The 12685-nt window shown below is 69.3% G+C and carries 10 protein-coding genes and 1 pseudogene; 4 read left to right on the forward strand and 7 right to left on the reverse strand.

Annotated features, from left to right (window positions below; translation table 11 throughout):
* Nucleotides 1-388, reverse strand: a 388-nt coding sequence (locus D7V88_RS31705) for a TIGR02266 family protein (RefSeq protein WP_120544364.1), incomplete at its 3' end; no start/stop codon positions are given.
* A 158-nt stretch (nucleotides 389-546) separates the two neighbouring features.
* Between D7V88_RS31705 and guaB the strand changes: the two genes are divergently transcribed.
* Nucleotides 547-2004, forward strand: coding sequence for an IMP dehydrogenase (gene guaB, locus D7V88_RS31710; protein ID WP_120544359.1), 1458 nt, complete (start codon nucleotides 547-549; stop codon nucleotides 2002-2004).
* A 63-nt stretch (nucleotides 2005-2067) separates the two neighbouring features.
* On the opposite strand, the gene D7V88_RS31715 is transcribed toward guaB, so the two are convergent.
* Nucleotides 2068-2655 (reverse strand): hypothetical protein, encoded by a 588-nt coding sequence (locus D7V88_RS31715; RefSeq protein ID WP_199732929.1) that lies wholly within the window; start codon nucleotides 2653-2655, stop codon nucleotides 2068-2070.
* A 133-nt stretch (nucleotides 2656-2788) separates the two neighbouring features.
* Between D7V88_RS31715 and guaA the strand changes: the two genes are divergently transcribed.
* Nucleotides 2789-4342 (forward strand): glutamine-hydrolyzing GMP synthase, encoded by a 1554-nt coding sequence (gene guaA / locus D7V88_RS31720; protein WP_120544365.1) that lies wholly within the window; start codon nucleotides 2789-2791, stop codon nucleotides 4340-4342.
* 61 nt (nucleotides 4343-4403) lie between these two features.
* Here the strand turns inward: guaA and D7V88_RS31725 are convergent, their stop codons facing one another.
* From D7V88_RS31725 to D7V88_RS31735, 3 genes are all read right to left on the reverse strand, one after another.
* Nucleotides 4404-5189 (reverse strand): phytanoyl-CoA dioxygenase family protein, encoded by a 786-nt coding sequence (locus tag D7V88_RS31725; protein ID WP_120544360.1) that lies wholly within the window; start codon nucleotides 5187-5189, stop codon nucleotides 4404-4406.
* Between the two features lie 82 nt (nucleotides 5190-5271).
* Complete coding sequence (locus D7V88_RS31730) at nucleotides 5272-7365, reverse strand: S46 family peptidase (protein ID WP_120544361.1); 2094 nt, start codon at nucleotides 7363-7365, stop codon at nucleotides 5272-5274.
* A gap of 215 nt (nucleotides 7366-7580) precedes the next feature.
* Nucleotides 7581-8369, reverse strand: coding sequence for a helix-turn-helix domain-containing protein (locus tag D7V88_RS31735; RefSeq protein ID WP_120544362.1), 789 nt, complete (start codon nucleotides 8367-8369; stop codon nucleotides 7581-7583).
* Between the two features lie 115 nt (nucleotides 8370-8484).
* Between D7V88_RS31735 and D7V88_RS31740 the strand changes: the two genes are divergently transcribed.
* A complete protein-coding gene (locus D7V88_RS31740; protein WP_120544363.1) occupies nucleotides 8485-9357 on the forward strand; it encodes an MBL fold metallo-hydrolase in 873 nt (290 codons plus the stop codon).
* Between the two features lie 253 nt (nucleotides 9358-9610).
* Nucleotides 9611-11977, forward strand: coding sequence for an RCC1 domain-containing protein (locus D7V88_RS44750; RefSeq protein ID WP_244238502.1), 2367 nt, complete (start codon nucleotides 9611-9613; stop codon nucleotides 11975-11977).
* 177 nt (nucleotides 11978-12154) lie between these two features.
* Here the strand turns inward: D7V88_RS44750 and D7V88_RS45690 are convergent.
* Together D7V88_RS45690 and D7V88_RS45695 are read right to left on the reverse strand one after the other, a co-directional pair.
* Nucleotides 12155-12493: pseudogene (locus D7V88_RS45690) on the reverse strand (SulP family inorganic anion transporter); the annotation flags it as partial.
* Nucleotides 12493-12685 (reverse strand): SulP family inorganic anion transporter (locus D7V88_RS45695; protein WP_279636108.1); only part of this gene is annotated, 193 nt, incomplete at its 5' end. The gene D7V88_RS45695 and the pseudogene D7V88_RS45690, both read right to left, overlap by 1 nt.

The raw sequence follows: 12685 nt of genomic DNA on the forward strand, positions 1-12685 counted from the left end.
GGGCAGGGACGGTGTAGTCGGCCGGGCCCACGCCATTGGGCACGGGCGGCACGTCCGACTGGGCGTGCGGGAGGATGGCGACGGTGCCGTCCAGGAACCGGCGCGTCGTCGCGTCCGCCTCCCCGAACTTCAGCCCCATGCCGGAGATGCCCTGGCCGTGCTGCCCGGTGACGAAGTGGACCACGGCGGCGGCGTAGAGCAGCCGATCGCCGCCTGCCAGCCGGAGGTCCAGGGTAACGGCCGTGCCCGGAGGGCGCACGGCCTTGGCGCGCAAATAGATGCCGCCCCGGGTGATGTTGCCCCCGTATTTCGCGAGGAACTCCTCGGGAGTGGCGAAGGGCAGCTTCACCACCAGCCCGACCGCCCCCCCTTGATTCAGATCCGCCAAGGCCCGGTCCCAAGTCCCATGTGTGTGTAGCCCCGAGTATCACCCGAAGTCCTTGGACACAGCGGCAAAAAACCTTCTTCGTTGCGCGCCTGCCGCGTTACTCGTATGGAACCGCACCCGCCGGGCGCTGGTGCCCCGCGGGGCCTCCGGGAGCCCAAATGTTGAACCCCGATATCCGGCTGGCCCTCACCTTCGACGACGTGCTCCTGCTGCCCGGTGAGAGCGCCGTCACGCCACGTGATGCCGACCTGACGACCCGCCTGACGCGCAACATCCGGCTCAACGTGCCCCTGCTTTCAGCAGCCATGGACACCGTGACGGAAGCGCGCACCGCCATCGCCATGGCCCAGGAGGGCGGCATCGGCGTCATCCACAAGAACATGACGCCCGAACAGCAGGCCCTGGAGGTCCTCAAGGTCAAGAAGTTCGAAAGCGGAATGGTGGTGGACCCCGTCACCATCGAACCGAAGGCCCCGCTCGCCCGCGCCCTGGAATTGATGAAGGTGCACGGCGTGTCCGGCGTGCCAGTCGTGCAGGGCAAGCGCTTGGTGGGCATCGTCACCAGCCGCGACGTGCGCTTCGAGAAGAACTTCACCCAGAAGGTCGAGGACGTGATGACGACGAAGCTCGTCACCGGCCGCGAGGGCATCTCCCAGGAGGAGGCCCAGAAGCTGCTGCACGAGCACCGCATCGAGAAGCTCCTCGTCGTGAACGAGGCCTATGAGCTCAAGGGCCTCATCACCATCAAGGACATCGAGAAGCGCCGCACCCACCCGCACGCGGCCAAGGACAGCAAGGGCCGCCTGCTGTGCGCCGCCGCCGTGGGCGTGTCCGCGGACCGCGAGGCCCGCATCGACGCGCTGGTGAAGGCGGGCGTGGACGTCATCGTCGTGGACACCGCGCACGGGCACTCGCTGGGCGTGATTGAAGGCGTGCGCGACACGCGCAAGAACTTCCACGGGTTCGACCTCATCGCCGGCAACGTCGCCACCGCCGAGGGCACGCGCGCCCTCATCCTGGCGGGCGTGGACGCGGTGAAGGTGGGCATTGGCCCGGGCTCCATCTGCACCACCCGCGTGGTGGCCGGCGTGGGCGTGCCCCAGGTGACGGCGGTGGATGACTGCGCCCGCGAGGCGGACAAGCACGGCATCCCCATCATCTCCGACGGCGGCATCAAGTACTCGGGCGACATCGTCAAGGCGCTCGCGGCGGGGGCCAGCTCCGTGATGATCGGCTCGCTGTTCGCCGGCACCGAGGAGTCCCCTGGCGACGTCATCCTGTACCAGGGCCGCAGCTACAAGAGCTACCGGGGCATGGGCAGCCTGGGCGCGATGAAGCAGGGCGCCAAGGACCGCTACTTCCAGTCCGACGTGGACGCGGTGAAGCTGGTGCCCGAAGGCATCGAGGGCCGCGTGCCGTACAAGGGCACCCTGTCCATGAACGTGCACCAGATGCTGGGCGGCATCCGCAGCGGCATGGGCTACGTGGGGTGCGCGAACATCGAAGAGCTGCGCACGAAGGCGATGTTCACGCGCATCACGTCGGCCGGGCTCAAGGAGAGCCACGTGCACGACGTCATCATCACCGAGGAAGCGCCCAACTACCGGATGGAGTAGGGCGCTTCGACTCGCGGCTCACCGCCCCCCGGAAGGTCCTACCGGGGGGGCGGGTCCTGGAGACTACTTGCCGCCGCGACGCTTGCCGCCCGCCGCCGTGTCTTCCGCGGCGGCCGGCACCGTGGCGACGCGCTTCTCCGCCGCGCCCACGCGCTGCATGAGCTGCTCGCGGTCGTCCGGATCCAGCGTCTCAATGGCCTTGCGCAGGGTGGCGAAGTCCAGGCGGGCGACCGTGACGGTGTTGCCGCCCTTGATCTCCTGCACGGTGGGCACGTCCACCAGCTCGCGCAGGTAGGTTTCGAACTCCACCCGCACGTCGGCCGTCTGCTGGATGCAGGTGTCCTTGGCGGAGACCAGCGCCTGGCTGCCCTCTCGGTAGCTCAGGTCCGGATTCCGGGCCATCGCGTCCTCGAAGGTGTGGGTGCGGTCCTTGAGGGAGGCGTAGAGCTGGACGTAGTCCACCAGCCGGTCCGACTCCGGACGGTTGACGTTGCGCGCCTTGGTCAGGGGCTCGGTTGTGTCCTCACAGGTGACCTTGGACAGTTCGGCGATTCCGGGAGTGTCCTTCACGGCGACGCTGCGGGTGTCTCGCTCCAGACGCTCGTCCGAGGAGATCTCCTTCACACACCCCGCGGTGGACAGAAGAAGCATGGCTGCTGCACTGGAAGCGGTCAGGCGGCGCATCCGAACCTCGAACAATTGACGGCCTTTCAGCGTTGATTTCCCGAAGTTTGTAGCGATAAGGGCCCCCACCCGTCAACGACGCCCCCTGGGAGAAATGCCGGTGGACCTGCACTCCGAGAAGATCCTCATCCTTGATTTCGGGAGCCAGTACACCCAGCTCATCGCCCGCCGGGTGCGTGAACTGGGCGTCTACTGCGAGATCCACCGCCCCGATCTCCCTGCGGACGACATCCGCAAATACGCGCCCCGGGGCATCATCCTCTCCGGGGGGCCGGCGTCCGTGGAGGCCCCTGGCTCGCCGCGTTGTGACCCCTACGTCTTCGAGGCGGGCGTCCCCGTGCTGGGCATCTGCTACGGCCTCCAGCTCACCGCCAAGCTGCTGGGAGGCCGCATCGACCGGGGCGCGCACCGTGAGTTCGGCAGCGCGTCCGTGGAGGTCCTCACCGCCCGGGGCCCGTTCGCGGAGTTCCGGCCGGGCGACCAGGTCCAGGTCTGGATGAGCCACGGAGACCGGGTGGACGTGCTTCCGCCCGGTTTCGAGGCCATTGGCCGCAGCGGCAATTCGCCCTTCGCGGCGGCCGCCCACGCGACGAAGCCCTGGTACGGCCTCCAGTTCCACCCGGAGGTGGTCCACACACCCCAGGGCAAGGCCATGCTGCGCGCCTTCCTCTTCAACGACTGCAAGGTCACCGGCTCCTGGACGATGAAGGGCTTCATCGACGAGGCCGTGGAGATCATCCGCAAGCAGGTGGGCGAGGAGGGCCGGGTCATCTGCGGGCTCTCCGGCGGCGTGGACAGCTCCGTCGCGGCGCTGCTCCTGCACCGGGCCATTGGCCCGCGCCTCCAGTGCATCTTCGTGGACAACGGCGTCCTCCGGCAGAACGAGCGGGCGCAGGTGGAGGCGCTCTTCGTGGACCGCTTCCACGTGCCGCTCAAGACGGTGGACGCGCGCGAGCGCTTCCTGTCGAAGCTGGCCGGCGTCACGGACCCGGAGCAGAAGCGGAAGATCATCGGCCGGGAGTTCATCGCCGTGTTCGAGGAGGCTTCGCGCGACGTGCAGGACGCGGGCTTCCTGGCGCAGGGCACGCTGTACCCGGACGTCATCGAGTCCGTGTCCTGGAAGGGCCCCTCCGTCACCATCAAGAGCCACCACAACGTGGGCGGCCTGCCGGAGACGATGAAGCTCAAGCTGGTGGAGCCCCTGCGCGAGCTGTTCAAGGACGAGGTGCGCGTCCTGGGCCGCGAGCTGGGCCTGCCGGAGGAGATGGTCGGCCGTCAGCCGTTCCCGGGCCCGGGCCTGGCCATCCGCGTGCTGGGCGAGGTGAACGAGAAGCGCCTGGACCTGGTGCGCCGCGCGGACGCCATCGTGCAGGAGGAGATCCTCCAGGCCGGTCTGTACCGCGAGGTGTGGCAAGCGTTCGCCGTATTGCTGCCGGTGCAGAGCGTGGGCGTGATGGGCGACGAGCGCACCTACGAGTCCACCTGCGTGCTGCGCGCCGTCACCAGCGTGGACGGCATGACGGCGGACTGGGCGCGCATCCCGTACCCCATCCTGGAGAAGATCTCCTCGCGCATCACCAACGAGGTGCGCGGCATCAACCGCGTCGTCTACGACATCTCCTCCAAGCCGCCCGCCACCATCGAGTGGGAGTGAGCTGAAGGCAGCGTGAAGCAGAAGCGGCGACCCGGCGGACAGCGGGTCGCCGTTTCGCGTTTCAGGCCCCTCGGCTGGAGGCCAGGGCCCGGCGGATGGCCTGCTCGACCGGAGACGTGTCCGCGGGGCTCCGCGTCAGGCTGAGGGGTTCGCGGGGGAGGAGCGGCGGCTGGGCCATGAAGCGAGGCCGGGTGCCGTGATGCGGCTGCGCGGAATGGACGAGGAAGGGATGGCACAGGTAGACGGTGCCTGCCTCTCCCGTCGCCAGCGCCTGGGCCCGGTCATGGGAGACCGCGAAGCCGTCCGCCGCGAGCTCCCTCAACGTCAAGCCTGCCTCTCCGGCCGGGGCCAGCCGCCGGGCGATGTCGTGGTGCGAGCCCACCCGGATGCGGGTGGGGGCATCGTCCTCGCCGGCATCCGAGAACAGGAACAGCATCAGCAGCGCCCGTCCCTTCGAGGTGACATTGGCGCGCCAATCGAAGAAGTCCGGCTTCTCGTAGTCGAAGCTCGCGTCGATGTGCCAGCCCGCGTCCCCCGGGTCCTCGGGTGACGGGAAGCGCACCGGGAACGTGCCCATCGCGCGGCACGGCAGCCAACGGCCAGCGCCGACGAGCCGGTCGAACGCCGCGTGCAGGACCGGGGTGTTGGCGGCAGCGATGAAGGGTGGCTGCGAGTACATCCCCAGCCGGATGACCGGACGGGTCCAGGTCGAAGGCAGGGCAGGGTCACAGCCGGTGTCCCGCCAGAGGATGCCCCGAGCCTCGTCCGCGACTTCGCGGGGAAAGGCATGGTCGATCCTCACGAAGCCATCCCGCATGAACTGTTCGACTTGCGCGTCATCGAGCATGTGATGCCCTCACCAACGAAAAGAGGCTGCCCGGAGCAAACCGGGCAGCCTCATTCTTACGTCAAGCGACGGTGGAGTCTGACTACCCGGCCGGGTTGGCCTTCACGGGCGGCACCTTGGTGCTACCGGGGCGCAGCTCTTCCAGCACGCGGTTGGCGCCGTAGATCTTCTGGAGCGCCTCGATGATGGCGTCCGAGTGGACGGCCACGGTGCGGTTCACGGACTCGTCGAAGCCGTACTCGCCACCCAGCGACTGGATGTTGCCGTCGAACACCAGACCCACCACCTCGTGGTTCTGGTTGACGACGGGCGAGCCGGAGTTGCCACCGATGATGTCGTTGGTGGTGACGAAGTTCATCGGCGTGGAGGCGGTGACGACCTTCTCCGACTTCACCCACGACTTCGGCAGGGCGTAGGGCTCCTGGCCGGTGGCGTGCTCGAAGGTGCCGCCCATCTGGGTGAACGGCTCCACCTTCTCGCCGTTCTGCGTGTAGCCCTTCACCGAGCCGAACGACACGCGCGGGGAGAACGTCGCGTCCGGGTACTGGCTGGTGCCGTAGATGTCGAACTTCGCCTTGGCGACCAGCTCGCCGTTCTTCTTGAGGACCGACTCCACGTCCTCCTCGTACTTCTTGCGGATGGCGCGGGCGTCCGGATCCGCCAGCAGCGCCAGTTGGACCATCGGGTCCTTGGACGCCTCCACGGCCTTCTTGCCACCGTCGAACAGCGCCTGGCGCGCCTTCACGTCCTTCAGCTTGCTGCCCTTCACCACGCGGGTGGCGACCTGCTCCGGGGACTCCTTGCCCAGCACCTTCTTCACGAACGGGTGCTTGGCGCCCAGCTCCTCACGCAGCTTGGTGAGGCTGAACGTCAGGCGGGCGATCTCCAGCTCCGGGTAGATGGGCGCGGGGCTGAAGAGGTTCGCCTTGAGGGCGGGCTGGTTCGCGTCGTTGAACTCGCGCAGCCGCTGGCCGTTCTCCTTGGGCAGCTCCTCGCTGGCGCGCACCAGCGTCTTGGCGATGCCGTACAGGGAGGAGGAGATGCCCTGGCCGTGCTCGATGTAGCTCAGGTCCTTGCGCAGGTTGCCCAACTGCACCTCGGCCTTGGCGATCTCCTCCCAGGCGCCGGCGTACTTCTTCTTCAGCTCGGGGTTCGCGTCGACCTTCTTGCGCAGCTCCTGCTCCGCGGCGACCTTGGTCCCGAAGAACTTCTTGTCCAGCAGCGCCTCGTGGCGGCCCTTGGACGCCTTGAGCGCGTTCTCCACGCCGAACAGCATGTTGCTGGAGATGCGCTTCTGCTCGGCGCCGCGGTTCTGGAACTCGGTGATCATGCCGCGCAGCTCGGACAGGTACATGAGCGACTTGGGCATGGACACGTCGCGGGTGTACTCCAGCTCCGCGATGGTCAGCGCGCGCGACGTGCGGCCCGGGTTGCCGGCCACGAACGTGAGCTCGTTCTCCTTGGCGCCGCTCTTGGACCACTTGAAGTAGTCCGGCGTCTTCGCAGGCGCCTTGTCCTGGTAGACGCGCACGAACGTGACGTCCAGGTCGTAGCGGGGGAACTCGAAGTTGTCCGGGTCACCGCCGAAGAACGCGATGGCGTGCTCCGGGGCGAACACCAGGCGCACGTCCTGGAAGCGGCGGTACTTGTAGAGGTTGTACTTGCCGCCCTGGTACAGCGTGACCACGTCACAGCGCACCTTGTCGTCGCCGGCGGAGCAGGCCTTCTCCACCTTGGCCATCTCCGACTTCAGCGTGTCCGAGTACTGCTTGCCCGTCAGGGACTGGGTCGCCTTGTTCAGCGTTTCGGTGACGTCGGTGATTTCAACGAGCTGGTTCACCTCCATCGCCGGGCACTGCTTCTCCTCGCCTTGCGACTTCGCGTAGAAGCCGTTGGCCAGGTAGTCCTGCTTCGCGGTGGAGAGCTGTTCGATGCAGCCCCGCGCGCAGTGGTGGTTCGTCATCACCAGACCATCCGGCGACACGAAGCTCGCGGAGCAGCCACCGGCCAGACGCACCGCGCCCAGGCGAAGCTTCTCCAGCCACTGCTGGGACGGCTCGAAGCCGTACTTCTCCTTCACCTTGGCGTTGGGGAAGTTGTTGTACGTCCACATGCCTTCATCGGCGAGCGCCGGAGCGGCCCCCACGAGGGCGGCGATGACGACCAATCGCTTCATGAGTCGGGATCCTTTCGGGCTGCTGGACGGGAGGCCAGCAGCGGGGACGGGGCGTTTGTGAGGGAAGGGCTGGCGACGGTCAAGCAGTGAAAACGCCCACGCAGGACGCTCAACGATCGGGCGCCTGAACGATTCCTGAGGTCACCGGCCGGGCATGCGGATTTCCCCCGTGACACGTCCGACGCATTGCGTCCGAAACGGGCGGGCAGGGTGGATCAGGAAATCCGGGTGCTGCCGCGCAGCCAGGCCCCCGGCGTGGTGCCGGTGACGGCGCGGAAGTCCGCGATGAGGTGGGCCTGGTCGTAGTAGCCGACCCCGGTGGCGATGGCGCCCCAGTCCGGCCGGGCGCCCCGGGCGGTGGACGCCTGGAGGGCCCGCTGGAAGCGCACGAGCCGGGCGAAGGCCTTCGGGCCCATGCCGAGCACGTCGTCGAAGGCACGGCGCAGGTGCCGCTCACTCACGCCCAGGGTGCGGGCCAGCTCCGACACCCGGGGAATTTCAATGGCTTCGGAGAGCAACCGGATGCCGCGCCGCACGAGGTACGCGGCGGCGGGCTCGTACACGTCGTCCCGGTGGAGGCGGTCCACGAGGGCGGCCTCGAGCGTGCGCAGGCGGGCCTGGGCCGTGGGGGCGTTCACGAGCGAGGCCCGGAGCCGCTCCCCGTCGGACCGGCCCCAGAGCGTGTCGATGGACAGGGAGCGATGGGCCAGCTCCGACATGGGCAGGCCGAAGAAGGGATAGGCGCCACCGGGCTTGAACTGGAGGGCCAGCGTGTCGGGCGGCACCTCCGAGGGGGACTTGTGCTGCACGTGCTCCCGGGGGCCCAGGGCGTGCACGTCACAGGCACCGGACGTCACGCGGATCACCAGTTCGACGGTGCCGTCGGGCAGCCGGACGTAGGCGTCCCCGGACGGGCCGCGCCAGAGGATCCGCGCGCGCTGGATGAAGCGCGACAGGTCGCTTCGGGGGACCAGCGCGTTATCGGACGTCGAATCCGGGTCCATGGGGGCCAGTCTGGGACGGCCGGGCCGGGGCTTCAACCGGGAGTGCCTGGGGGAGGGCGTCCGATGGCCGATTCCTCCAATCGGGCGCGGGGGGGCGGTCCGTAGGCTTCCGGGCATGCGAATCCACCATCTCAATTGCGGAACCCTGTGTCCCGCCAGCGCCCGGTTCGTCGTGGGCACGGGCGGCCTCTTCGAGCGGGCTCGGATGGTCTGCCATTGCCTGTTGATCGAGTCCTCCCAGGGGCTGGTCCTGGTGGACACGGGCCTGGGGACCCGGGACGTGCAGGACGCGAAGGGGCGCCTGGGACAGCGGTTCGTGGCCCGGAACGCGCCCCGGCTGGACCCGGCGGAGACGGCGCTGGCCCAGGTGGAGCGGCTGGGGTTCCGGCGCGAGGACGTGCGGCACATCGTGCCGACGCACCTGGACCTGGATCACGTCGGGGGGCTGGTGGACTTTCCGGACGCCCAGGTCCACGTGTTCGGGGACGAGCACGCGGCCGCCATGGTGCCCCCGGGGCCCAAGGAGAAGTTCGGGTACAAGCCGGTGCAGTGGGCCCATGGGCCGAAGTGGAGCCGGTACGCGGTGGACGGCGAACGGTGGTTCGGGTTCGAGGCCGTGAGGGTGATTCCGGGCCTGGACGCGGAGGTCCTGCTGGTGCCGCTGGTGGGCCATACGGCGGGCCACTGCGGCGTCGCGGTGAAGGGTCCGGGAGGCTGGGTCCTGCACGCCGGGGACGCGTACTTCAACCACCGGGAGGTGGATCCGGTGGCGCCGCGAAGCCCGTGGGGGACGGCGTTGTTCCAGCGGCTCAAGTCCGTGGACAACGCCGCGCGGCTCGCGAACCAGGAGCGCCTGAGGGGACTGGTGCGGATGCACGGGAATGAGGTGAAGGTGTTCTCGGCGCATTGCGCGGTGGAGTTCGACCGCCACGCGACGCAGCCGCTACCGGGCCCGGGGACCCTGAATCCGGCTCCCGCTGTCGGATGAAGCACGCCCGAAGCTCGACCCCGACCCGGGGCAGAGGCGGGAGGGGAGTGCGAACCCACCCTCCTGGGCAGCCCTGGAGAGGAGCGGGCGCGGGGAGTCCCGAGGGACTTTCCTGGCGCCGCGGTGACTCAGGAGCGCAGGCGAGGGGCGACTCCTAGAGTCCCGCGCCCCTCTCCTCGGTAGGGCCGTCCGCGTGGGTGCGGATCCGCAGCAGGGAGAGGACCCCTCCAAGGCCCACGCGCGGGAGCGACGAATGAGAAGCGGGAGTCGAAGCGGGTTGGCGGTGCTGGCGGCCCTGGGCCTGGTGCTGGCATTGGCCGGGTGCGGTGCCCAGCAAGAAGTGCCGGAGGGAAGCGCGCAGGCGGTGGTGACGTTGCCGCAGGCGTTGAGCGCCAGCGACGTGGCCCGTGTGGAGCTCACGGTGTCCGGCGCGGGCATGACGACGCGCACTGACGCCCTGGTGAAGACGGCCGGGCAGTGGGGTGGGGTGCTCGGGCAACTGCCTGCGGGAGACGGCCGCACCTTCAGCGCGCAGGCCTTCGACGCCTCCCACACCGTGCGCTACTCAGGCCAGGTAACGCCCGTCACCATCCAGGCCGGGCAGACGACGGCCGTCACGCTTCTCTTGCAGGAGGTGAATGCCCCACCGCCCTTCGACAACGCGGCGCCGCGCATCCTCTCCCTGGTGGCCAGCCCCGGCACCGTCGCCCCGGGCGGCCTCGTGGCCCTCCAGGCCACCGCGGACGACCCCAACGCGAGCGATTCCCTCACCTCCGCCTGGACGGCGGACTCCGGCACCTTCAGCGCCCCCTCCAGCCTTTCTACCGCCTGGACGGCACCGGCCTCCGCGGGGCAGGTGGTGCTGACGCTGACGGTGACGGACTCCAAGGGCGCCAGCTCCTCCCTCAGCGTCACGGTGACGGTGAGCACCGGCAACGGCGGCGCCGCCGTCAACGTCTCCTTCAACACCTGGCCCCAGGTGGCCAGGGTGACGGCGCTGCCGTCCTCCGTCGCCGTGGGCCAGGCCACCCAGGCGGCGGTCTCCGCCAGCGACTCGGACGGCGACAGCCTCGGCTACCAGTGGACGGCCTCGTGCGCGGGCACGTGGACGAATGCCACCTCCGCCAGCGCCACCTTCACGCCCTCCGAGCAGCCCTCGGGCGGCGCGTGCACGCTCACCGCGAAGGTGCAGGACGGCCGCGGCGGCCAGGGCACGGGCAGCCTCACCCTCCACGTGGGCACGCCCACCACGGGGCGCTTCCCGCCCGAAGTGGTGGAAGCCTTCCAGTCCATCGCCTCGGTGCCCGCCTCCGGCGAAACCGTCGTCTTCCGCGTGCGGGCGAAGGACGCGCAGGGCAGCGCGCTGGGCTTCACCTGGGCCACCAGCACCGGGGCGCCAGGCACCGCCACCAGCACCGCCACCACCAGCGAAGTCCTCTGGACGGCGCCCTCCTGCGTGCCCTCGGGCAGCCCGCCCACGGTGACGGCCACCGTCACCAACGCCCTGGGCCTCTCTGCCTCCTACACCTTCTCCCTCCAAGGCGGCACCGCCTGCGCTGCGAGCCCCTCGGCTCGATTCGCGGGTGGCCAATCTCACACGCTCGCCTTGAAGCAGGACGGCACCGCCTGGGCCTGGGGCCACAACGGTTACGGCCAATTGGGCGACGGGACGCAGACGCACCGCCTTACACCCGTGCGGGTGCCGGGCATGACGGGCGTCGCGGCCTTCGTCGCCGGCGGCAACCACACGGTCGCCTTGAGGCAGGACGGCACCGTCTGGGCCTGGGGCCGCAACTCGGAGGGCCAGCTTGGCGACGGGACGACGACGGTCCGCCTCACGCCCGTGCAGGTGCCAGGTTTGACGGGCGTCGCGACCCTCGTCGCGGGCGGCTACCACACGGTCGCCTTGAGGCAGGACGGCACCGTCTGGGCCTGGGGCCACAACGCAGGGGGCCAGCTCGGCGACGGGACGACGACGGCCCGCCTCACGCCGGTGCAGGTGCCGGGCGTAACGGGCGTCACGGCCCTTGCCGCGGGCGGCTACCACACGCTCGCATTGAAGCAGGACGGCACCGTCTGGGCCTGGGGTTGGAACAACGAAGGCCAGCTTGGCGACGGGACGCTGACGGACCGCCCCACGCCCGTGCAGGTGCCAGGCTTGACGGGCGTCACTGGCATTGTCGCGGGCGGCGACCGCACGCTCGCATTGAAGCAGGACGGCACCGTCTGGGCCTGGGGCCGCAACGCAGAGGGCCAGCTCGGCGACGGGACGACGACGAACCGCCTCACGCCCATGCAGGTGCCGGGCGTGACGGGCGTCACGACCCTCGCCGCGGGCGCCTACCACACGCTTGCCTTGAGGCAGGACGGCACCGTCTGGGCCTGGGGCGCCAACGACTCCGGACAACTGGGCGACGGGACGACGACGCGCCGCCCCACGCCAGTGCAGGTGCCGGGCGTGACGGGTGTCACAGCCCTCGTCGTTGGCGGCTACCACGCATTCGCCTTGGAGCAGGACGGCACCGTCTGGGCCTGGGGATGGAACAACGTCGGCCAGCTCAGCGACGGGACGACGACGGACCGCCTCACGCCGGTGCGGGTGCCCGGCCTGAGCTTTTAACAGCGAGCCCTCCACGCTGACGAGCCTGGCGACGGTGCGCGCGAACAGCAGCGCGCTCAGCACCACGCCCACCGCGACGCCCTTCGCCAGGTCGTGCGTGAGCACGACGGTGAGCACCGTCGCCACCATCACGATGGAATCGCTCTTCGGCATGAGGCGCATGGCGCCCAGCGACTTCCAGTCGAAGGTGCCGATGGAGACCATGATCATCACCGCGACCAGGACGCCCATCGGGATGCGCGCCACCCAGTCGCCAAGCACCAGGATGAGGAAGAGAAGCAACACGCCCGCCGCGAACGTGGAGAGGCGTCCGCGCCCGCCAGAGCGCACGTTGATGACGGACTGGCCAATCATGGCGACCAGCGGCGACGGCACCGCCTTCGTGAGGCGTGGCAGCCCGTAGATGATGGCCAGACCCCCGACGACCATCGCGTACATCTGCCAGTTCGCGCCCACGAACTGGGGCAACTGCGCGAGGAAGATGAGGATGGCGAGCGCGTTGACGAAGCCGGTCATCACCGCTCGGGGACGAACTTCATGTAGCGGCTGAGTCGCAGCAGCCGGAAGACGAGCTGGAACACCCCGGTGAGGATGGTGGCCGCGAAGAGGTACTCAAGGCCGTGGCTCTTGACGAGCGTGATCATCAGCAGCGCCATCGCGCCGGTGCTCCGCAACCGCCCGACACGGGTGGCCAGTGGAGGGGAGGGC

Origin of the sequence: Corallococcus terminator (assembly GCF_003611635.1) — a bacterium.
GTDB lineage: Bacteria > Myxococcota > Myxococcia > Myxococcales > Myxococcaceae > Corallococcus > Corallococcus terminator.

Coding starts and splice junctions, on each gene's coding strand:
- guaB (WP_120544359.1), top strand. CDS start 547: ATGTTGAACCCCGATATCCGGCTGGCCCTCACCTTCGACGACGTGCTC.
- D7V88_RS31715 (WP_199732929.1), bottom strand. CDS start 2,655: ATGCTTCTTCTGTCCACCGCGGGGTGTGTGAAGGAGATCTCCTCGGAC.
- D7V88_RS31725 (WP_120544360.1), bottom strand. CDS start 5,189: ATGCTCGATGACGCGCAAGTCGAACAGTTCATGCGGGATGGCTTCGTG.
- D7V88_RS31730 (WP_120544361.1), bottom strand. CDS start 7,365: ATGAAGCGATTGGTCGTCATCGCCGCCCTCGTGGGGGCCGCTCCGGCG.
- D7V88_RS31735 (WP_120544362.1), bottom strand. CDS start 8,369: ATGGACCCGGATTCGACGTCCGATAACGCGCTGGTCCCCCGAAGCGAC.
- D7V88_RS31740 (WP_120544363.1), top strand. CDS start 8,485: ATGCGAATCCACCATCTCAATTGCGGAACCCTGTGTCCCGCCAGCGCC.
- D7V88_RS44750 (WP_244238502.1), top strand. CDS start 9,611: ATGAGAAGCGGGAGTCGAAGCGGGTTGGCGGTGCTGGCGGCCCTGGGC.